Below are 20927 nucleotides of genomic sequence, written 5' to 3' on the forward strand. Positions count from 1 at the left end.
TCTGGAAGGTGAACCCGCATGTCCCGCTCTGAAGTTCTGGTCATCGTCCCGCCCAACTCGAACACCGTCATCGACGGCCGGCTGCTGACCGTGACCCGCCCCGAGGAACACAGCGACTGGTCTGACTTCCTGTGCCTGGGAGCGCTGTCTCTTGTGAGCGCGTTAGCGGAGAACCCGCAGATCTCGCCCGCCTACATCGACGGCACGGTCATCTCCCTGGACGAGGTCCTCGCCTACATCACCGACCACGCCGAGCACATCCTCGCGGTCTGTGTGGGCGTGCTCACCGCCAACTTCGAGGCGGGGGTCCTCATCGCTCAGCACGCCAAGATCACCGACCCGCGCATCGCCACCGTGGCGGGCAACGACCACTTCAGCTCGCTGTGGTCCGAGTGCATGACCGCCGCCTCCTGTCTGGACTTCGGGTTCGTCGGCAACGAAGTCGTCGGCCCCTTCAACCGCCTGATCGCCGCCCTGCGCGCCGGGAAGACGGTCGAGCCCGAGACGCTGCCCGGGCTGGTGTATCGCACCAGCGAGGGCCCGCGGCTGACCCCTCCGTCGCGGGAGCCCGTCTTCACCGGCTTCGACTACGGCCACGTCGACGGCGCCTTCCAGCACACGGCCCTGTACACCGGGAACTTCCAGAGCCGGATCGCGCCGCGCGTGCACGAGCTCCTGGGCCGAAAGGTGACCGCCGGCGTCCCCGTGGAAATCGGCCGCGGCTGCGTGAAATTCGCCGGCAACGACGCCTGCACGTTCTGTTCCATCCACGCCGGACAGCTGTGGCGCAACCAGGTCGGTCCCCTCGAGGCCTGGGCCGTCCTCGAGGCGGCGTTCACCGCCGGCTACGACTACCTCTACCTGACCGCGGACGAACTGCCCATGACGTTCGCCAAGCTGCTCACCGCGATGGACGGGACCCGGCCCGGCTGGTGGTCCGCCCTCGCAGAGGAGGAGCGGCCCGTGCTCGTCGGCTACGGACGGGCCGACGGGATCGCCGACCCGCGCCGCACCGCGCTGCTCACCGGTCTCGGTGTCCGCCAGATCATGATCGGCATGGACGCGGGCGCGCCCCTGTCGCTCGCCGCGATGAACAAGCCCCTGGGCGGCCGCCGCCGCGACGTCCTCGCCGAAGCCGAGACGCTGTACCGGCTCAACTCCAGCGCCATCACGGTCGCCCGTGACCACGGGCTGCTCATCCGCGCCGGCTTCGTCGTCGGCCACATCGGCATGACCCGCCAGCTCCTCGACGAGAACGTGGAACGCATCCTGGCTTTGATCAGCGAGGGCGCCACGACCGGCGTCTTCTCCGCCGTCGACGTCGAGGTCCTCTCCCCCCAGCCGGGCGCCCGCGACTACACCTACCTCACCACGCCCCAAGCGGCCCGAGCCGCAGCCGCACGCCTGGGCCTGCCCATCGCCGACGATCCGGTCCTGAATGACGTCGCGCAGCGCTGGAACGGGCGAGCCGTCGTACCGCCCGAGGACGCCATGCGCGACTACGCCCGCGCCCTCATGCCCGACCTGGACTTCGACGACCTTGCCCAGGCCCGCACGGCCATCCGTCAGCACGCCAAGGCGTGCGGCGTCGTCATCGGCGAATAGCCCCGTCTGTCCTCAAGGAGCAGGTATGCGTCTGACCCCGGCAGAACACGACCGGCTGCAGCTGTATCTGGCGACCCTCCTCGCCCGGGAGCGCCGGGCACGCGGCGTGCGCCTCAACGTCCCGGAAGCGACCGCGCTCATCGCCCATGCCGCCTGCGAGGCAGCACGGGACGGCGCCCGCCTCGCCGAAGCCGTGTCTGCGGCCCGCCAGGTCCTCACCGCCGACGACGTCCTGCCCGGCGTGCCCCAGATCCTGACGGAGATCCAAGTCGAGGCCGTCTTCGAGGACGGCACCAAGCTCATCGTCATCACCGACCCGATCCCCGACCCCGACACGGCGGCGGCCGGGCAGGCCATCCCGGGGGCGGTCCTGCCGGGCGAGCCAGCTGCCGTCACCCTTCCCGATCTTGTCCAGGTGGAGGTCACCAACACCGGCCCGGTGGCGATCACCGTCACAAGCCACTTCCACTTCTTCGAGGCCAATCGGGCTCTCGCCTTCGACCGCAGCGCTGCCTACGGTCGCCGCCTCGCCCTGGCGGTCGGTGAGGTCGCCGTCTTCCCCCCGCGGTCTGCACGCACCGTGACCCTGACCCCGATCGGCGGCGACCGCATCGTCATCGGCTTCGCCGGCCTGGTCGACGGCCCATTGGACGCCCCTGGCCAACTCCAAGCCGCGCTCCAGCGCGCGCACGTCGCCGGCTACCTCGACACCGGATCCACTACCGCCCAGGAAGGCACCCCATGAACAGCCGCCTGCACGGCCCGACCACCGGCGACCGCCTCCAGCTGGCCGACACCGGCCTGCTCCTGCGCATCGAAGCCGACTCCCAGCGCTCCGGCGACGAGTTCATCACCGGCTACGCCAACACCGCCCGCGACGGCATGCACATGAAAGCCAAACCCACTGACGCCACGTGCGACCTCGTCGTCTCCAATGCGGTCCTGGTCGACCCCGTCCTCGGCGTGCGCAAGGCCTCGATCGGCATCAAGGACGGCCGCATCCACGCCATCGGGCGAGCAGGCAACCCTGACACCCTCGACGGAGTCGACGTCGTCGTGGGTACCGGCACCACCGTCATCGCCGCCGAGGGACTGATCGCCACCCCCGGCATCGTCGACACCCACGTCCACCTCGTCTCCCCGCGCGTCCTCAACGCCGCCCTGGCCGCCGGCGTGACCACGGTCGTCTCCCAGAACTTCGGCCCGACCTGGGGCTGCGGCATCACCACCCGCACCGAACTCCACCATGCACTGCGCGCCTTCGACGCCTGGCCCGTCAACATCGCCTTGCTCGCCCGGGGCTCCAGCTCCCACCCCGGCCCCCTTAAACAGGCCCTCACCGAAGGCGGAGCCTCCGGTTTCAAGGTCCACGAGGACATGGGCGCCCACGCCCGCGCCCTGGACACCGCCCTCACCGTCGCCGACGAACACGACGTCCAGGTCGCCCTCCACAGCGACACCCTCAACGAGGCCCTCTACGTCGACGACACCCTCGCTGTCATCGGGGGCCGCACCCTGCACGCCTTCCACGTCGAAGGCTGCGGCGGCGGCCACGCCCCCAACGTGCTCCAGCTGGCCGGTGTCGCCAACATCATCGGCTCCTCCACCAACCCCGGCCTCCCGTACACCCGCGACACCGCCGATGAGCACCTCCACATGATCGCCACCGTCCACCGGCTCGACCCCGCAAACCCCGACGCGCTGCGCCTGGCCGCCGACCGCATCCGCCCGGGCACTCTGGGCGCCGAAGACGTCCTGCACGATCTCGGCGTCATCCCCATCACTTCCTCCGACTCACAGGCCATGGGCCGCATCGGCGAGACCGTACGTCGCACCTTCGCCGTGGCCGCCAAGATGAAAGCACTCGACCCCGAACCGGCCGCAGACGACAACGAGCGCATCCTGCGCTACCTCGCCAAACTCACCATCAACCCCGCCCTCGCCCACGGCATGGCCCACGAGATCGGCGCCCTGACCACCGGCCGTCTCGCCGACATCGTCCTGTGGGATCCCGCCTACTTCGGCGCCAAGCCCCACCTCATCCTCAAGGCCGGATATCCCGCGTACGGCGTGACCGGCGACCCCAACGCCTCCACCGAGAGCTGCCAACCCCTCGTACTCGGACCGCAGTTCGGGTCCTTCGGCGAGACCGCCGCCGACCTCTCTGTCGCCTTCGTCAGCCAGGCAGCCCACGACAGCGCCACCGATCAGCTGCCCACCCGCCGACGCCGCGTGGCCGTCCGGGACACCCGCAGCATCGGCCTGCCCACCATGCTCCGCAACGACCGCACCGCAGACGTCCGCGTCGAGGCGTCCACCGGCCGCGTCAGCCTCGACGGCACCCCGCTCAGCTCCCCGCCCGCCGATGCCACCCCGCTCAGCCGCCTCTACTTCCTCTGAACCACCTGATCCGACAGGAGCGCACCGTGCCTCACCCCACCCTCGCCGCCAGCCTCCTCGCCGACGCACGCACGACAGTCGACCTCGCCCCGGACGCGGCCGCCGCGCTCGCCGCGCTGCGCACCGAGGCCGCCCGCTTCTTCACTCTGGACGAGGCGGCCAAGCGCGCCCACGGCAGCGCCGACTTCAACTACGGCTTCCGCCCCTACGGCCGCCAGTACTCCGTCAGCCCCGACCGGCCCGACATGAACGAGAGCTTCACCTACTGGGCGGACAGCCCCGCCACCATCCCGCACCACGACGCCGAGGCCATCGCACCGTTCCTGAAAGCACTGCGGGACTACTGGGCCGTCGCCGCCGAAATCACGTCCACCGTCCTCGCCGACCTGTCCGGCCACTACGGGCACCCGCAGCACGCCCTGCCGTTCAGCGACTACTCCTACCTGGAGATCAACTGGTACCACCCCAGTGACCGCGACCTGCTCCAGGACCGGCACGAGGACGGCCACCTGCTCACCCTCGCGATCGCCGACGGCCCTGGCCTGGAGATCGAAGTCGGCGGCGCCATGGAGCCCGTCCCGGTCCACGACAACCGGCTGCTGGTGATGCCGGGCAGCCTCCTCACGGCCATGACCGGGGACGACATCCCCCCGCTCTACCACCGGGTCCGCAACCACCAGCTCCCCCGGCGCATGACCGTCCTGTTCCTGGCAAACCCGCCTCTGGACCAACCCGTGGCGCCCTACGTCACCCGAGAGAACAGCCCTAAAGACATCAGCGAACTCGCCCGCACCAAGGGAGCCATGTTCGGGCTGCCGACGGCACCCAGCAATCCCGCTGCGGCCGCCTCACCCCGCTGACCAGGTGTTCACCCTCAGGCGAGCGCCGTGTCGAACACGTCCCGGTGCGCGTAGGTGAAGGCGTGCTCCCGCCGGCTCCACTCGATCCGGTCGCTCAGCACGTCGGGAGCGGCAGGCGCTGTCTCCGGCTGAGCCAGGAACTCGGACCAGAACCGGACGTTGCGCACTTGGCGTTCGAGGATGCAGTCGACCAGCGCATGCCGCTCGGCCTCACTCAGGCCATAGGCATCGGCGATAAGCCGGACCTGTTCCGCCTGGCGCTCCAGCGGCATGCGCTGCTTCGACGAAATGGACCAAGTCCAGGAAAGGTATCCGAGGTCCTCCAGCCGACTGCCCGGCGCGGCCTCGGACCAGTCGATGATTGCCGCGGGCACCTCGTCCTGGAAGACGAAGTTGTTCGGGCCGGGGTCGTGGTGACACACGACGTCGAAGCGGCCGGCGAGTTCACTTCCTCGGGTGGCGTCGTGCGCCTGCCGCAGCAAAACCGCTGCGGCTCGCACCTGAGCATCGGACCACGGCTGGAAGCGTTCGGGAACGTCTCCTTCGATAAAGCCGAGGAGGTCTTTACCGTCAACCTGTCCGAGATACCTCGGGGCATTGTCGAAACTCTGCTGCTCGAACAATTTCAGGAGGCGAGCCATAAATTCTGATGATTCCGTTGCAGGCTTTCGCACGGTGTCATCGACCCGCACCACGCCCGCCGCCATTCGACCGCCTTCAAGGGCAACCGCACCGGTCAACACGTCACTCATGGCTGCCACTCCTGCACATTGATCATCAGAACCCACGCGGGCATCACGCAGCACTCTTTTACGTAGGAGCACGAGAGCCCGTCCTGCAACCCGAGCGATGCTAGCGGAGCCGGAGCCCGCGGCGACGAAAGGATCGCAGAAGTGGGTGCAGAGTGATGAAACTGCGCCGCTTTCAAGATCGAATCAGACTATCCCCAGACCGCAGATGACGACGCTGGATCGAACTGTCGCTTGGCCTGTCCAGGGCGAATGACGCAGAGGTCTCCTGGTCGCGCACATCGTCTCCGTCGGTGGGCTCTTGCGCAGGATGGCTCAGATTCGTCCCTCGTCCTTAACTGGCGCAACACAGGTGCCCCCGGCGATCACGCCGAGGGCACGCCAGCAGGGACCAGGTCAGGGCGCCAGGAGCGAGCGGAGCGCAGCCAGATCTGCGGAGGTGACTCCGTGAGCCTCGATGTAGGAGGTCAGGCTGCCGTGTGTGTGGTTGATCGCTCCCATGGCCGATCGGAGGAGTTCTTCGGTCACGGGGTGCGAGTAGCGGGTGACCCCTGATTCGTCGGTGAAGGGGGTGGGACCGGCCGTCAGCATTAACTCGACGTTCGACTGGACGAAGTGGTCGACGATGTCCGGCCACGGAGCCCCGAGGAGGGACTGGATCACGGCGACCGCGAGGCCTGTCCTGTCCTTGCCGACGGCGCACTGGATGATCGCGGGCAGGGCGCCCGGGCGGATCAGCCGGTGCACCAGGTGCCCGATCGCCGGCCCGGCGTACACCGCCATGAAGGGGTACAGCCGTGCGGGATCGACCGGCCAGTCCTTGCCGTCGAATCCAGAGAAGTCCGTGAAGCCGAGCTCCAGCAGACCCGCCCGGTTGGGGAGCGCGGGAAGCGCGACCCATTCAACGCCTGCGATGTGACCGTTGACCGGCCATACAGCCGTCTCCGCATTACCACGCAGGTCGATGACGGTACGAATGCCGAGCTGGTTGATGCGCTCTGCACCCTCTTCTGTGAGCCGGTTGAGAGATCCTGACCGGTAGAGTTGCCCGGTTCGCATCGGGGGTATTGCAGCGTCCCGGAAGTTGCGCACGTTCGGTACGGCCAGCGCATGGCTCTGGGGTGGGTGACTTGCCGCCTCTTCGGATATTTGTGGGCGCGTCATGCCGCAATAATAGCGAGAGACACTATCTTTGTCGCCAGCGAAGTTCTGCCATTTCCGAATGCCGATTGATCACCAAACGCATTTCAGCTTCATAAACCAGTTGCCGCCTACATTTTGAAGCACATGGGCACACGCGCCGGCCTCTGTGCGCCCCCTTCCGCACGGTTCCGCGAGCAGTTGCCGGCAGCGCCATCAGCCGACCACGCGATTTCCAGGACTGTGGCGCTCCCTGGGCACCGCAGCGACGCCGATGCCGGGGGTATCCGATCGTGCCGGCTCATCCCGTCACCACGTTCCGGTCGCATCTGCTCAGCAGGATGGTCGGCAAGTCCATCTGGAACAGCCAGGCGCCCGCCGTGCCTTCCGGGCTGCTGGAGCCCCCGAGCCGGAGCCGGGCCTGACCTTGTGGTGACCTGCTCTGGCTGATCTGTTAGGAGTGCGCCCTGCGTTCCCCATCACTCCGCTGGAATGTGAGCGAGAATCGGTGTGGGCCAGGTGGGATCGGGGCGCCATGCCGCCCACCGGTCGGCCTCCGCGAACGGGCCGCTGCGCTCCGTCACCCACGCCACGGCCTGGGCCCGGGCTTCCTCAACCTGAGCGTGCTCAGTGTCGTTGACGATACCGAGCCGCCGGGCCTGGGTGTACTCGTCCTGATCCTTCCAGCGCCACGTGGAGAGGTCCGCGTCGACGACCAGGTCTACGAACAGGTCGAAGGTGTCGAACCCGGAGGCGTGGCGGACGCTCGGCCGCTCGAAGTTGATGTACCAGTTCCTCAGGGAACAGCCGCCGTCGAGGCTGTAGAAGGCGTTGACGCTGAAGTGCGCGAGCGGTGCCTTCCACAGCAGGAGCACCGTTTCCTCCCGGACGGTTGCGGTCAGCTTCCAGGTGTCGGATGCGAGTTGCCGGACCGCCTCGCCTCGCTCGGCCGTGCTGCCGGAGCGGCGGGCCCGCGCGTAACTGTCGGGTACCCGTGCCTCAGCCCCGGGCCATGCGGCGGTGACCAGGGCCGTGGCGGAGTCGTCGATCACGCGTAAGGTCTGGGTGCTCCAGACACGGCCCTGCCACATGTCCCGTCGCTGGACCGTCTGACCGGGAGTGAAGGATTGCATGCCGTAATCCCCCTCGGACTCGTTGTTCATGCCCCTCCATCTGTTTTCCGACACTGTCCCTGCGAGCCCGAAGACCCGTCCCGCCCATACAGGCGCGACCAGCGGAACTGTCCCTCGCTCGAGGCGCCCCGTGCTGCACGGCCTCAGACCTCGGGTGTGCGCGGAGGAAGTTGTCCGGTTCCCGTCCTCGTCCCCATCGGCTGTCAGTGGCTCCCGCCAGAGTGCTTCACCGCACCCGGACCAGAACCTCGACGGAGGACGAACGATGCACTCGCCGCCGTACGCCATGCAATCGCCCGTGCGGGTTACAGCGATGCTTTCCGACTCTGACGAGTGAATCGAACTGACGCCGAGCGGGCCGCCGCTCCGCTGCCCCTTGGCGGACCGGTATGCACTCGAACTCAGTATCGAAGTATCGCCCGTAGTTACCCGTGTCGGCTCCATGAGCAGGCACGTTGTCCGGTTGCTCTGCCCAATCTCCCTCACCGCGGAGGACCCCATGAATCCCACGCCCGTGCTCGCTGCCCTTCGTCCTGCTTTCGAACATCTCCAGGCTCCCGTTCCCCTCGGGCAGCCCGCTGCTCTTCGGCGTCCTGTTGACGCCCGCCGCGCCTTCGCATCCGCAGCACGCCTGTCATCGAGGTGGGATGCATGACCGACCCCACCATCACCCCCGCCGGGCTGCGGGCCTGGGCGCAGCGCCAGGTCGGTCCGATCAGGGCAGTACGGGATGTCTCCCATCCGCGGCCTGGCTCCCGCGTGTGGCAGTTGGAGATCGGCGACCGCCCCGATGTCTACCTGAAGGTGGCGTCGGGGCCGGTGGCCTACCGCCGGGAGTCCTTCGCCTACCGGCACGCAGTTCCGGCCCTCGGCGCGGGCGCCGCGCCCCAGCTGGTCGAGTCGACCGCGCAGCACCTCGGACTGCTGTTGACGGCGATCCCCGGCCGTCCGCTCGCCACGCTGGATGTGCCCGTGGCCCACAGACGCGAGGCCTACCGCCAGGCCGGCGCTCTCCTCGCCCGGCTGCACCCTGCTGGTGAACTGCGGGGCGAGCATCGCAGGGAGGCGGAGCAGGCGCTGCAGCGTGCGGCGCTCGGAGCGGAGAAGCACTTGGCAACCGCTGGCGAGCGGGTGAGTCAGGCCGAGAGGAGTCTCGTGCGGCGCCTCGCAGGTGAACTCCTTCGGCTCGGGCCGGTGCCGTTGGGGTTCCTGCACGGTGACGCCTGGGACCGGAACCTGTTGTGGTCCCACCGTGCGGCATGGGTCGACTTCGAGAGGTCCCGCTTCGGCGCCATCGTCCAGGACTTCGTCCCCCTGTACTGCGGTGCCTGGGCCAACGATCCCGGTGCCCGGGCGGCCTGCCTGCGCGGCTACGGACGCGAGTTGAGCGCGGCGGAGGATCACGCGCTGTTGTGTCTGGCAGCGCTGGACGCGGTGAGCTGCCTGGCGTGGGCGCCGGACCATGGTGACCTGCAGGTCGCCGACCGCGGGCGCCGGACCCTGGACCGGCTGATGGCGGGAGTGGGCGCGTGACACAGCCCCTGACCGGCGACCCGCAAGACGCCACCCCCTCCACCGTGATGGTCCCTGGTGCGCGGCAGTCGCCGCCCCAGCCGTCACCGCCGCCGGAGCTCGACTACAACGGGCGCAAGCACCGCCGGGCGATGGAGGACGCCACCCTGTGGGAGATGGCCCGCCGCATCCCGCAGGCGCTGGCGCAGACCGCCCGCCTGGCCTGGTCCGTGGACCGCCGCATGGTGATCACCATCGTGGTGTGCCAGCTACTGTCCGGCATCGGCACCTTCATCATGCTGACCTCGGTCTCACACGCTCTGAGCCAACTCCTGGAAGCCGACGACCCGCGCGCCGGGCTCGAGGAGGCGCTGCCCGCCCTCGCAGCCGCGGTCGCGGCCATGGCCGGCGGCTCCGCTGCCTGGATTCTGGCGGACTGGGCCACCCGACGCCTCAACCCCCAGGTCGCCTCCGCCGCCGACCTGACCATGATCGACCTGCACATGCGGGTCGAGCTGTCCGCCTACGACCAGGCAGGCTTCAAGGACGCGAGCCAGGCCGCCGAGATCGGATCGATGCGCGCCGTCGACCTCGCCGACGACGCCAAGACGCTCACCCAGGGGTTCGTCCAGCTGGTCTCCGCCGCGAGCGTGCTCACGAGCCTGCACCCTCTACTCCTGGGCGTGCTGCTGCTGTCCGTCATCCCGCGCGGCCTGGGCGGCGTCATCGCCGCGCGGATCGACTACCGGGTGCATGACCGGACCATCTCGGCCCGCAACGTCCGCGGAATGATGCGGTGGTGGCTGACGACCCCGGAGCTCGCTGACGAGCTGCGCGCCAACACCATGCGGCCGTACCTCTACTACTGGTACCGCACGATGTGCGAGAGGGTAGAAGGCCGCGAGCTCGCCGGTGCCCGCCCCTACCTGCTGGTCACGCTGCTCGCGGCTTCGCTCGCCGGGATCTTCACCCTGGGCATGTGGGCCTCTCTGGCGGGCCTGGTGCTGGCCGGCGCGATGAGCACGGCCGTTGCCGGGACGGCGGTCGTCGCCTCGCAGACCTCCGGACGCGCCCTCAACAGCATCGTCCGCTACGGCGCCGTGATGTTCCACCACGGCCTCTACCTGCACGACTACGTCGAGTTCATCGACACCTATCGGTCCTCAACCGTGCAACGTGGCGACACGCGAGCCAGCGCCCCGTGCGAGGTGCGGCTGGAGGAGGCCTCGTACACCTACCCCGGAAAGGACGCCCCGGCGCTGCACCCCATCTCACTCACGCTGCGCCGCGGGGAAGTAGTCGCAGTGGTGGGTGAGAACGGCGCCGGCAAGTCGACCCTCGTACGGCTGCTGACCGGACTGACCGTGGCGAGCAGCGGAAGAGTGGTGTGGGACGACGACATCGATCTGGCCACCGCCGACGCCGAGTCGGTATGGCGGCACGTCGGGCTCGTTCCTCAGCGGCACGGCCGGTGGCCCCTGGCCGCGCGCGAGAACATCACCCTCGGCCAGCCCCGCGAGCACGGCGACGAGCGGGTCTGGGAGGCCGCCGACCGAGTCGGCATGGGCGACGTGCTGCGCAACGTGCCCGACCAACTCAACACGCTGCTGGCCCGATCCGTATGGGGCGGGCACGAGCTGTCCGGCGGGCAATGGCAGCGACTCGCCTGAGCCCGGGCCCTGTACCGGGAACCGGCCGTGCTCGTCCTCGACGAGCCGACCAGCGAGATGGACCCGCGCGGCGAGCACCAGATCTTCCACCAGCTCCGGCACCACGCGGCCGACCGGATCACAGTGGTGGTGACCCATCGCCTCGACAATGTGCGTCTCGCCGATCGGATCATCGTTCTCGAGAACGGGCGCATCCGCGAGCAGGGCACGTTCGACGAGCTGATCGCGACCGAGGGAAGCCTCCTCAGCGAGCTCTACGCACTCGCTCAAGACCGCTGACCACCAACTCCGGGGCCGTGCCGCACCGCGGCGCGGCCCCCTCGCCCCTCCCCTACGCCTGACCAGGAGCACCATGGACGGCTCAGAGCACGAAGCGGCGAACGCCCGCGCCTGGACGGACTACGGCCAGCATCACCTCCGAAGAGGAACGGAAGTTCCCGACGTCGACCGCGTGACCTGGGGATTCTGGCCCACGGGGCCCGGCGCCGAAGTCCTTGGCGACCTCTCCGGCCGGCGCGTACTCGACCTCGGCTCCGGCCTGGGCAAGGTCGCCGCCCATCTCGTACGCGAGCACCAGGCCGTGGTCGACGCCGTCGAGACCTCCCCCACCCAACACGAGCGCGCCGTCGCCCGGTACAGCAACCTGCCAGGGCTCAACCTGATCCACGCCGATGCCGTCGAGCACCTGCCGAACGCCGAGCCCTACGACGCGATCTACTCCGTCCACGGCTTCGCCTACATAAACCCCCACCGGCTGCTCCCGGCCCTCCGCAACGCACTGAAGCCCGGCGGACGCCTCGCGTTCTCCGTACTTCACACCAACTCCGACGGCCGCGGCCCCTCACCGAGCGTCGCCGCACGCCCGGAGGTACTGCCGCTTGCCGGCGGCGCCCCGCTGACCGTCCACATGTGGGTGCTCTCACCGACCTTGTGGGAGGACCTCCTCGTCGACAACAGCCTCCTCGTCGACGCAGTCGATGTCCTTGACGCGCCCGATGAGGGCAACCCCGTTTCCGTCCGTCTCTTCCGAGCCCATCGGCGCATCTGAATCAGCGGCACACGTCACGTACGGGTCGGTGTCCGGCCGAAGGACTGATCAGACGACGAGACCCCCGCCGTTGGCGGGGGTCTCGTCGAGCGGACGATCAGCGGTCGGCGGCGATGGCTCGTCTGAGGCGGCACCGCCCTCGCCCGGCTGTGCGCCGCCGGTCTTTCAGCCGGTCAGCACGGCATGTTCGGCGGCACGTTCGCGAACGCGCGCCGGACGAAGCCGGTGTAGGAGGGGCCCCAACCGCCGGGCTCGGTCTGGTGAACCTTGATCAGGTCGACACCGCCCGCACGTACGCACCGGCCGAGGAACTCGAAGCGCGTTCCCTCGCTGATGCCGCTGTTGGTGGGGGCGCCGTTGACGGTACGCAGGATTAGGCCGCCCGTCCCGGACTTGGGGGTGCCGAAGTACTCATCGGCGTAGGTGCCGTTGTGGGCGGCGGCGCTTGTCGCGGTGCCGACCGTGATGAGGGCCGCCGTGGCGGTGGCTGCCGCGAGGGCGGCGGCAAGGCGCTTGTTCACGTGGGTTGTTCCGTTCCTTGAGGGGACTGCCCGCCGGTTGCGGGTCGGCCGGTCGGCCGTGGCCGCTCCGGTGCCGGTGTCGGTGCGCTTCCGCGTGGTGCGGGGTGCGGTGTCAGTGCCGGTGCCGGCACCGAGGCGACTACGGACCGGCCGGTCAGCCGTCCATTTGGCCGTTGCGCTTTGCCTGCTCGGGAACGGGCTTGCCCTGTACGGGAGCCGTGCGGGCGTCGCTGAGGCGCTGGTTCAGCTTCTGCTGTCCCTGCTGCTGCTTGCTGGTCCAGGCCATCAGTGGTCACCGCCTGTGCGCTGAGCGCGGCTGCGGTCCGCAGTCTCCTTGGCGGCCTGCGCGCCGACGCGGGCGTCCTCTGACCGCTGGATGCGGCGCACCCAATCGCGGGTATTGTTCGGCATAGCCGATCTCCTGGTGTTGTCAGGTGTTCTCGGCGCCCCGCCTTGGTGGTTGCGCACCGGGCGGGGCCTCGTTCCGCCCACGAATCGGTGTTGCGTCCCGATAGGTGGGTCTCTTCCGGGGGCATCGTTCTTTCGCCTCGACAGTTCTGTGCTGTCGTCTCCCACTCCTCGCTGTGGTGCGGGCGTGGGCTCACGGGTTTTCGGCGTGCCCCATGTTTGGTTTCGAGATCACGTGCATTCGCGCCGTCGACCTATGCCCCCAACTCACGGCGAAACCAGAGCAAGTTGCAGGCGTTCGATCGCTTGCCCGACAAGCAAGACTCTAGAGGATCACGTACATCATGTCTAGTTGTACGTGATGTACATCTAGCTCTGCTGGTCATGAGGTGCAGATGTACGCTTCGCGCATGGCCGACGACGTGCGAATGACCGCGAGCGCGCTACGCGCCGCGCTCAGTGACCGGCTGGGCGCTGCCCGGCATGCAGGCTCTGCGACCCGCGTGGACACACGAGGCGGAGAACCGAGGGCAATGCTGCTGCCGTGGGATGAGTACCTGCGGCTGTGTACGGCGGCAGGGGAGAAGCCGAGACTGAGTGAGGCGACTTCTCCCGGAGAACCGGCTCCAGATCCCTCCGAGTAGTCCGGTCCCCACCATGTTCGTGGTGGGGACCTTGCTATGCCCGGGCCATCGGGTGGGGAGGGGCAGTCGGCGCCCCCCGTCAGCCTCGCGGACCACATTCTGGCGCTGGCCGTTAGGCCTTGGGACCATGCTGCGGCGTCCGCGGTGGCGAGCGTCACTCAAGAGTTCGCGAGCGTAGATGCGTAGATCGGCGCCGCTTAGACCCAGTGCATCGACTTCTCAGCGAAGGTCTGCAGCCAGCGGGGGGCGCGTTGGCGGTCTTGTCGCTCGGCGCGGAGATTCGTACCGGGCCCGACCTGACGCGAACGGGCGTTGAACGCCGAGGACGCCGGCTGTTCGGGCTCCCTCCCTCTCCACGGGACGGAGGGGCAGGTACTTTCCCGCGTCACGCGGCCTTTCGCCTCCCGGGCGCGATCGGACTGCTTGGGGCGCACAGGCTGGCAGCAGTCAGGCGTAAGGCAGCGAATCCCGCTGCGAGGACCGGTCAACGCCGCGCGGCGCCATCGCGCTCGTCGACCAACGCATCGATGCCAGCAGCAGTGGCCCGACGACGGGGTCACAGAACGGACTTGTCCCAATGCATTCCCTCCCGGAGGCGCTCGCGTTCGCGACGGTAGACGAGCGGCTACGTGAAGCTGCGCGCCAGCGCTTGATCACTCGCGCGATCGCAGTGCGGCGGCAGCAGCGGCGCGCCGCCCGCGATGAGCGACGGAATCGCCGGGCCCTGCGGCGGCTTCCGCCGCAACCGAGTGCGCCGGAGATTGCCGTACAGCGCCATTCATCGTGACCCGCGGCCTCGCCCTCGGGCGCCTGTCCAACGGCTGAGCCCGGTCGGCATCCGCAGCCGTCAGGCCAGACATGGAGCTTCGCCCCCGGCCGGACGGGCTTAGAACTCGTAGGTTGGGATCGCTGTTTGGGCAGAGCGCCGCTCGTCGTGCGCCTTCATCTTTCCCACTAACCCCCTCCCTGGCAGATGCCGTGCTGTTTGGTCCCCCGCAGAGCGACCGCAGCTACGCAGCATCCACCGAGCCCCTGTCTGTGGCCGGACGCACCACCGCCCCGCGCCGGCGGGCAGCGTGCAGCTCGTCAAGGCGCTGGCGCAGCAGGAACTCGGCGGCACGGCGACCCGCCGCGTCCGCTGCATGCTCGGCAGCCTCTTCGGCGCCGCGGCCACGGTGCCGAAGAAACGCCTCGTACGCTGCGTCGGACTCCGCCACTACCTCCTGCGACGACAGAAGTCGGCGCAATGCCGCCGCGCGCCGCTCGTCCCGCAGCTGCTGCGCCAGCTGGGGCACTGTGAAGGCGACCAGAGCCGGATCGGCGTCCCGGCCGCAGGCTCGCTCGACGGCCGTGTCCAGCAGGGCGCGGGTGTCGGTCTCGCACTGTTGAGTGAGCTCGTCGACTGCCGCCGCGTCTGACAGGTCGGCTCGTACGGCGACGGCCAGGTCGACGGCCTCCCGCAACAGTCCCTCGGTTCGCCGCCGGTAGGAGCATGCCGGGCACAGGCCCGCGCACTCGGGCAGCCCGCAGTCTGCGCACGGTGCCTGTCTGCGGGCCAACTCGGCATCCTCCTCGATGGCGCGACGCCGGGCGATTGCCTGCTGACGCTGCTCGACCTCACGCTCGGCCCGGTCCCGGAGGATCTGCGCACGGGCCTCCTCGAGGGCAGTCTCCTTGCGCAGGCGTTGCTCGACCTCGGTCCGGTACGTGGCCGGATCCGTGTCCGGCATCTCGGCCTTGACTCGTGCCGCGACCTGGGCCCGCAGCGTGCGCCGGATGTGGACGATGTTCCCGCAGGTCGGGCAGTTGTTGCCGGTGTCCAGACGAATACCGTCGTCGCACCTCAGATCAGGGCAGGCCGGGCGCTGGACCAGGCCTCGACCGAGCAGCCAGCCGATCGGATCGCGCACCAGGGCCTCACCGCCTTCCTCGTCCAGCCGGTCGGTGAGCCGGGCCGCGAGCACCTGGGGAGCTGACTTCGCGCCCACGATCCCCGACAGGGCTTCCAATGCCCGATCGGTAGCGCGGAGAGCAACAGCCTGCTGGCCGCCGCCAAGCCGGGACCACAACCAGGCCACTGGAGCCAGGGCGAAACGGTGGCGGAGATCGTCCAGCTCAGCCACCCTCTGCCGTCGCTGCTGCAGTCGGTGAGCACCGGCCGGGACCATCAGCGGGTGGTGGCTCGCCGCCCTCCTCGTCGTCTCGACCTTGCCCGCAGACTCAGTCTGGTTTTCCCCGCGCAGCGGGCCCTCTGAGCGACCGCGACCCGGTTGAGGCGACGCATCCGGAGTAGTTGGGACGTGGTCCTCGTACGCGCCCGCGCGCTCCGGCCGACCACGGGAGCCCGACGCGGCAGAGCCGGAAAACCCACTCCGAACATCAGCTTTTGAAACTACATCAGCCATAGAAGAGTGATCAGTGTGAAGGGCTGTCGTAGTCGCGAGGTCTTCTTCCTCGGATCCATTTGGCTCCTTCGAGCCCCCGACCTGCGGTTTTGCCGGTGCTGAGGAGTCCTCACAAGGCCATGCCGTACCCGCGAGGTCTACGACAACGGCAGCACGGCTATCAGCAACACCAGAGCTCTGCCGGTGGCGGCCGTGCCGCTTCCGGGAGCGGCCGCCACCGTGCGCGGCCGCTACCGAGGGCACCAGCAGCCGAGACACGTGCTTCAGCCCGGACCGGGTCTGCCGCCGAGGGCGCGCCACCAGCCCTGCCTCCTCCAGCCGTTCGAGCACCCGCTGCGCCTGCGACAGCGAGCGCCCCAGCAGCCGGGCCAGAGTCGCCACCGGCCGGCCGTAGCGCTTGTTGACCTGGCCTCCGCACAGCGGCACCCGGCCTGTCCGCCCCGCTTCCAGCACCAGGAGCAGCAAGGCGAGCCTGTCCCGTGCGGCACCATGCCCCGTACGCCCACCGAGCAGACCCGCGGGAGTGGCCGAGCCGTCCCCGTGCGCCCACCCTGGCGCCATCAGAGCCTCCAACAGCCTTAGGAAGGTGGCGAGTTCCGGCTTCGCCAACGCCAGCGGATGCCCGACCTGGCTCTGTGCCTCCCACATCGGCAGCACACGGCACTCCAGGCCCCAGTCCTGGCCGAACTCGCCTTCAAGGGTGTCGACTTCCACAACACCGGAACGACGCAGGCCTGGTATGACGGCATGGCGAACCCTGGACTCGGACAGCCCCAGCCACCGGCCCAGCTCACGAGCTCGGATCTCCACCACACCGGTCTCTGACGGCGTGCGCGCGGCCAGCACCAACACCGCCAGCAGCACCGGGTCCGATACCCCTTCAAGGCCCGGGCGGTCCAGCAGGGTCCGAACGGCCGCTGCCAAACGAGCACGAGCATCCCGGCCGAGCGCCAACGGATGCCCCGGACCACGCTTGACGACCGGACCAGCTTCTTCCGGAACCGGGTGCAGCCAACGGCGCCGCGACGGCCGGCGGCCGGCGGGCACAGCCGCGGCGCTCACCTGGACAGCCCTGAGAACAGATCACAGCGCGCCGCGTCCGTCCACTCGCACGGCATTGGGGCTTGACCAGCCGCCCAGTCCGCTGGCCTGCATCGCCCAAGTCGGACATATCTGGCAAACCTGATGAAGTTTGCATTTTTGTGAGGTGCTTCCAGCGGGATGCCGGCACATGTTGGCGAGAAAGCATTCACATTCTCGACGAAAACGGCAGGCCTGGGCTGACAAGCGGCAGCACGATGCTGCACCATGGGATGTGCCTCAGCTTCCAATCTGCAGGCAACACGAAGCCCCGCTCCGGGCTTCGGATCCTGTGGGGATCAACTCGCCCCGCGAGTCAGCGCTCCTGCTGGCCTCGTGAGGCCTTCGCTCGGGTTCCAGCCGAGCGGTGACGTGATGGTCGGAGACGGTGCGCCAACACCGTCAATGACCGGGGGCGGCTCGAAGTCCGGCGAAGCCGGCGCCGCCCTGATGGCTACCGCATCTCACTCCTCTCCCCTGAGAGAGGCATCTCTCCCCAGGGCTTCCCCGATGGGCACTGTGGTCTGGGCCGTGACAAGTCGGGGTCCTGATCGACCACCGAAGGCCAGCGCGCCAGGCCGGCCGGTTGGCCGCAGCGCGTCTGTGGAGACCAGCATTCTCCGACGCAACCCTACTGGGGCGAAAGGCGTACGGAATGCTGAATTCACCAGCGTGTTGGGGACGTTGTCGCGGGTGACAGCAGTGCTCAAGTCGGTCTCCGGGAGGCGACTGGTGGCCGCACCAGGGAGAGTGGCGAGCAGGATTCGCACCTCTATCAAGTCGGTCAGGTTCAAGTCTGGGGAATCGCTTTTGGCGCCGCGGCGGATCGTCTGCCGCAGGGCTTGTGGATGAGGGCCCTCGCGGGTGTCCGTATTAGCTCGCATTGCCAGGAGCGCGAGTCGCACTCGACCTGCTCGAACGCCCTGAAGAGGCCGCCGGTGAATGGACGCTTCCTGACGTGGCAGGTTGGGAAGCCGACGCCTCGGGTCCGGGGCAAGTACGGTTGCGCAACGTAGCGTTGCCCTATTCGTCAACATTGATCTCTTTTAGCGCCAGATCCGGGTGGCGTGCGATGCCTGCCGGGCGTTGGGCCATCCACCCGGACAGGCGGTGCTCCGGGCTCTCCGTCCGGACGTGGGTGAAGCCCTCGCGGAGGTAGTACTCCTGGAGGCGGGTGTTCGCCCGGTCGCAGTCGAGTCGGACCCATGCACGGCCTTGCCTCTGGGCGACGGCCCCCACCCAATCGATGATGCGTCCGCCGAGTCGATCGCTGGCTGGGCTGCGGGTGCTGATGAGTTTGGCCACGTACACGGCGGAGTCGAGGTCGTCTTCCTCGGTCCAGAAATCTGTGTCGGGCTGTGCCAGGGTCACGGTACCGACGACGCGTTCGACATCGTCTTCGACGACATAGGTGCGGCCGGCGGCTATGTCGGCTTTCCACTTGTCGAGCGCCCGGTCCCGGAAGCCTGGGCTGCGCCACTGGTCGATCCCGTTCGCGGCGAGCCAGTCCTCGGCTTCCAGCCGGAGCTCCATCAGGGCTCCTGCGTCAGCTTCTGTGGCACGCCGAATCGTGTGCTGCACGCGCTCATTCCTTGAAGTCGTAGATCAGGACGTTGCGGTCGCCGGGGGCGATGGTGACCATGCAGCGCACGGGCTTCCCGTCGGCTCCGTAGCCGACGATGACGTGCCTGGTGACCGGGTTCGTGGCATCCGGGTCGAGGTCCAGCCGATTCGTCTCCTCCTCGGTGGCCAGCCAGGAGCGCAGGATGTGGCGGCGGCGCACCTGAGGGTGCCCGATGTTCGCGAGGATGCCACCGGCCATGGTGACGTCACGCGGTTCCATTAGCGGGCTGTTCATCGCGACCTCCATGGGAAACCACGAGTCGGCCAGCTGGAACGGCACCCCATCGACGCGGCGCAGTCGGCGCCGGGCAACGGCGAAGCTTCCGGGCTCGAGTTCAAGCCATTCGGCGATCTCTTCGGGAGCTTCCTCGACGGTGACTTTCGGCGTGTCTTGGCTCGGCACGCGGCCGAGTTCCTCGATGGATGCCTTCCAGTCGTCGACACCACGGGAGGGGTCGTCGCGGCGCTCCCCTCGTTCGAAGTCGTGTACGTGCCACTCGATGGGATCTATGGCCCGCAGGAAGACCCCCTTGCCCTGCTGCGAGGTCACCAGACCCCAGCTCTTGAGCTTCAGGACGGCCTGCCGCAGCGTCTCACCGGAGGTGTTGTACTCCTCGACCAGCTCACGAGTTGGCGGCAGCTGACCGCTCTCGTTGAACACGCCCTTCTCGATCTTGCGCCGGAGGTCTTCGGCGATCTGCTGGGCGCTCCAGCGTTTTTGCACTCTGGGTCGGCTTGTCATGCGGGCCAGAGTAGCCAACTTATCTAGTGAAGCAAGCGAACGCGTCGTATCTCGGCAGAGTGACACCTGGAGCCTACGGCTGACCTGCTCTTCACGCGATCCGATTCGCCTCAACCCGCAGCTGAGCGGGCGCGCTTGACGGCGCGCCAGGTTCCGGTTTACGGTCACAGCCAACTTCACTTGTGAACCTAGTGAAGGTAGTGAAGTCGGGTTCCGCTACCCGCTCCCCTGCGCGATTCGAGTGCCTCCAGTACTCGGCCGCCAGAAGCAAAGCGCCGCAAAACAGCATGAATCGCCACCTGGCAGCGTTCCTTGAGAACTCCACAGAGGACAGAGGACTTCAGCGCCCAGCTCGGCACACGGCATCGCGATCGCCGCACGGCCGACCGCTCGGGCGCGCATGAGAAGTCCAGGCAACCAAGGTCCGGCACACGAAGGCTGTGTGCCGCGGCCTTGGCCGTCTGGCCAACAGGACGGCCCGGGCTAGGAGTTGTCTCCGCGCCCGGGCCGCCCCGGCCCTCTGAGGGGAGTCGCCACTCCGCTCGGGGCCTGATCCGAACACCTCACTGAGCGAGGAGTCCGAACTGTGTCTCAGATTAGTGACCGCCCGGCTCGCGTAGTGCCGCGGAGCGACCGTCCGAGTACCTCGTACAGCAAGTCCATCGCCGACGCTGTCTCCCCCGAGACCCGCGCCCATGCGGCTGAGGCTGCGGGAGCGCTGCTGACCAAGCTGCAGCTGGCCGCCGCCGTGGCCCTCAAGGGGGCGCAGTGATGTCGGAGCCGACGGTACGGCCCGCCCCCAACAGCCTGGCCGAGTACCTGGCGATGGCCCGCGGCCGGCTTGGGAACATGAGCCCCGCCGAGCGCCGGGTCAAGGCGGCTGTGGCCGCGCGGGACACGCTGCGCCACAACCTGACGCTCGACCTGAAGCACATGTCACAGGACGAGTTAGTCCTGACGGTGATGGAAATGCGCGGGGCCCTAGCGCTCCTGCTGAGCATCACGCTCCCCGCGGCGACCCCGCCGAGCGCCGAGCTGGGCGACGACGATCTGGTCGCCCACATCTTTGACCTGATCAGCGACGCCGCTCCGCTTCACGCGGAGGTCGACGTGCATCTCGGCCGGCGTCTCCCCTCTCCGCTGCTCCAGGCGCTTCTGAAGGGCATCAACGCCGACCAGGCGCGCGCCACAGGCAACTACGTCGAAGCCCTCGGCCACTGCGGCACCTCCACCGTCCACCTCACCACCCTGGCGGCCGCGGGAGACACCGGTTGACCCAGCAGGAGCCATCGATCAGCAAGGCCTCCGGCTGCCCTGGCTCTAGTCGCCCTCGCCCACCCGAAGCACCGACCACAGGCCGCCCCGTCCACGGAGTCCGACGGTCTCT

20 protein-coding genes are annotated in these 20927 nt (G+C 68.6%); 11 read left to right on the forward strand and 9 right to left on the reverse strand.

Features of this window, described 5'->3' with window-relative positions; all coding sequences use genetic code 11:
* Window positions 1–18: 18 nt before the first annotated feature.
* The 4 genes from ACIRQF_RS30730 to ACIRQF_RS30745 are packed head-to-tail and all read left to right on the forward strand — an operon-like array spanning window position 19 to window position 4865.
* Window positions 19–1605: a B12-binding domain-containing radical SAM protein gene (locus ACIRQF_RS30730; RefSeq protein WP_404097045.1), complete on the forward strand. Its 1587-nt coding sequence runs from the start codon at window positions 19–21 to the stop codon at window positions 1603–1605.
* 25 nt (window positions 1606–1630) lie between these two features.
* On the forward strand, window positions 1631–2350 hold the full coding sequence (gene ureA, locus ACIRQF_RS30735; protein ID WP_404097048.1) for an urease subunit gamma: 720 nt from the start codon (window positions 1631–1633) through the stop codon (window positions 2348–2350).
* Window positions 2347–4005, forward strand: a complete 1659-nt coding sequence (locus ACIRQF_RS30740; RefSeq protein WP_404097051.1) for an urease subunit alpha — start codon at window positions 2347–2349, stop codon at window positions 4003–4005. Before ureA ends, ACIRQF_RS30740 begins: the two co-directional genes overlap by 4 nt.
* Before the next feature lie 26 nt (window positions 4006–4031).
* Entirely contained in the window at window positions 4032–4865 is an 834-nt protein-coding gene (locus tag ACIRQF_RS30745) for a 2OG-Fe(II) oxygenase family protein (protein ID WP_404097054.1), read from the forward strand.
* Between the two features lie 14 nt (window positions 4866–4879).
* On the opposite strand, the gene ACIRQF_RS30750 is transcribed toward ACIRQF_RS30745, so the two are convergent.
* The 3 genes from ACIRQF_RS30750 to ACIRQF_RS30760 form a co-directional block, all read right to left on the reverse strand.
* Entirely contained in the window at window positions 4880–5617 is a 738-nt protein-coding gene (locus ACIRQF_RS30750) for a phosphotransferase family protein (protein ID WP_404097057.1), read from the reverse strand.
* Between the two features lie 393 nt (window positions 5618–6010).
* On the reverse strand, window positions 6011–6778 hold the full coding sequence (locus ACIRQF_RS30755; protein ID WP_404097060.1) for a tyrosine-protein phosphatase: 768 nt from the start codon (window positions 6776–6778) through the stop codon (window positions 6011–6013).
* 455 nt (window positions 6779–7233) lie between these two features.
* The gene (locus ACIRQF_RS30760) at window positions 7234–7887 is read right to left on the reverse strand and encodes a DUF402 domain-containing protein (protein WP_404097063.1); all 654 of its coding nucleotides are present in this window, start codon (window positions 7885–7887) and stop codon (window positions 7234–7236) included.
* A 651-nt stretch (window positions 7888–8538) separates the two neighbouring features.
* Between ACIRQF_RS30760 and ACIRQF_RS30765 the strand changes: the two genes are divergently transcribed.
* The 4 genes from ACIRQF_RS30765 (at window position 8539) to ACIRQF_RS30780 (ending at window position 12117) form a co-directional block, all read left to right on the forward strand.
* The gene (locus ACIRQF_RS30765) at window positions 8539–9420 is read left to right on the forward strand and encodes a phosphotransferase (protein WP_404097067.1); all 882 of its coding nucleotides are present in this window, start codon (window positions 8539–8541) and stop codon (window positions 9418–9420) included.
* Window positions 9417–11069, forward strand: coding sequence for an ATP-binding cassette domain-containing protein (locus ACIRQF_RS30770; RefSeq protein ID WP_404097070.1), 1653 nt, complete (start codon window positions 9417–9419; stop codon window positions 11067–11069). The genes ACIRQF_RS30765 and ACIRQF_RS30770 overlap by 4 nt, the downstream gene beginning before the upstream one ends.
* Before the next feature lie 27 nt (window positions 11070–11096).
* Window positions 11097–11348, forward strand: a complete 252-nt coding sequence (locus tag ACIRQF_RS30775) for a hypothetical protein (RefSeq protein WP_404097073.1) — start codon at window positions 11097–11099, stop codon at window positions 11346–11348.
* A gap of 73 nt (window positions 11349–11421) precedes the next feature.
* A complete protein-coding gene (locus ACIRQF_RS30780; protein WP_404097076.1) occupies window positions 11422–12117 on the forward strand; it encodes a class I SAM-dependent methyltransferase in 696 nt (231 codons plus the stop codon).
* Window positions 12118–12290: 173 nt separating this feature from the next.
* Here the strand turns inward: ACIRQF_RS30780 and ACIRQF_RS30785 are convergent, their stop codons facing one another.
* The 4 genes from ACIRQF_RS30785 to ACIRQF_RS30800 form a co-directional block, all read right to left on the reverse strand.
* A complete protein-coding gene (locus ACIRQF_RS30785; protein ID WP_404097079.1) occupies window positions 12291–12638 on the reverse strand; it encodes a hypothetical protein in 348 nt (115 codons plus the stop codon).
* A 154-nt stretch (window positions 12639–12792) separates the two neighbouring features.
* A complete protein-coding gene (locus ACIRQF_RS30790) occupies window positions 12793–12924 on the reverse strand; it encodes a hypothetical protein (protein WP_404097082.1) in 132 nt (43 codons plus the stop codon).
* Window positions 12924–13049 carry a hypothetical protein gene (locus ACIRQF_RS30795; RefSeq protein ID WP_404097085.1) on the reverse strand — a complete coding sequence of 42 codons (126 nt, stop codon included), beginning with the start codon at window positions 13047–13049 and terminating at the stop codon, window positions 12924–12926. The genes ACIRQF_RS30790 and ACIRQF_RS30795 overlap by 1 nt, the downstream gene beginning before the upstream one ends.
* A gap of 1651 nt (window positions 13050–14700) precedes the next feature.
* Window positions 14701–15813 carry a hypothetical protein gene (locus ACIRQF_RS30800; protein ID WP_404097087.1) on the reverse strand — a complete coding sequence of 371 codons (1113 nt, stop codon included), beginning with the start codon at window positions 15811–15813 and terminating at the stop codon, window positions 14701–14703.
* Window positions 15814–16713: 900 nt separating this feature from the next.
* Here ACIRQF_RS30800 and ACIRQF_RS30805 point away from each other — a divergent pair.
* On the forward strand, window positions 16714–16920 hold the full coding sequence (locus ACIRQF_RS30805) for a hypothetical protein (protein WP_404097090.1): 207 nt from the start codon (window positions 16714–16716) through the stop codon (window positions 16918–16920).
* A gap of 1278 nt (window positions 16921–18198) precedes the next feature.
* Here the strand turns inward: ACIRQF_RS30805 and ACIRQF_RS30810 are convergent.
* Together ACIRQF_RS30810 and ACIRQF_RS30815 are read right to left on the reverse strand one after the other, a co-directional pair.
* Window positions 18199–18756, reverse strand: a complete 558-nt coding sequence (locus tag ACIRQF_RS30810; RefSeq protein WP_404097093.1) for a GNAT family N-acetyltransferase — start codon at window positions 18754–18756, stop codon at window positions 18199–18201.
* A gap of 4 nt (window positions 18757–18760) precedes the next feature.
* On the reverse strand, window positions 18761–19540 hold the full coding sequence (locus ACIRQF_RS30815) for a GntR family transcriptional regulator (RefSeq protein ID WP_404097096.1): 780 nt from the start codon (window positions 19538–19540) through the stop codon (window positions 18761–18763).
* A 586-nt stretch (window positions 19541–20126) separates the two neighbouring features.
* Between ACIRQF_RS30815 and ACIRQF_RS30820 the strand changes: the two genes are divergently transcribed.
* Window positions 20127–20312: a hypothetical protein gene (locus ACIRQF_RS30820; protein ID WP_404097099.1), complete on the forward strand. Its 186-nt coding sequence runs from the start codon at window positions 20127–20129 to the stop codon at window positions 20310–20312.
* Complete coding sequence (locus ACIRQF_RS30825) at window positions 20312–20815, forward strand: hypothetical protein (protein WP_404097102.1); 504 nt, start codon at window positions 20312–20314, stop codon at window positions 20813–20815. The genes ACIRQF_RS30820 and ACIRQF_RS30825 overlap by 1 nt, the downstream gene beginning before the upstream one ends.
* Window positions 20816–20927: the final 112 nt, after the last annotated feature.

Source organism: Streptomyces sp. NPDC101191 (assembly GCF_044767915.1).
Lineage (GTDB): Bacteria > Actinomycetota > Actinomycetes > Streptomycetales > Streptomycetaceae > Streptomyces.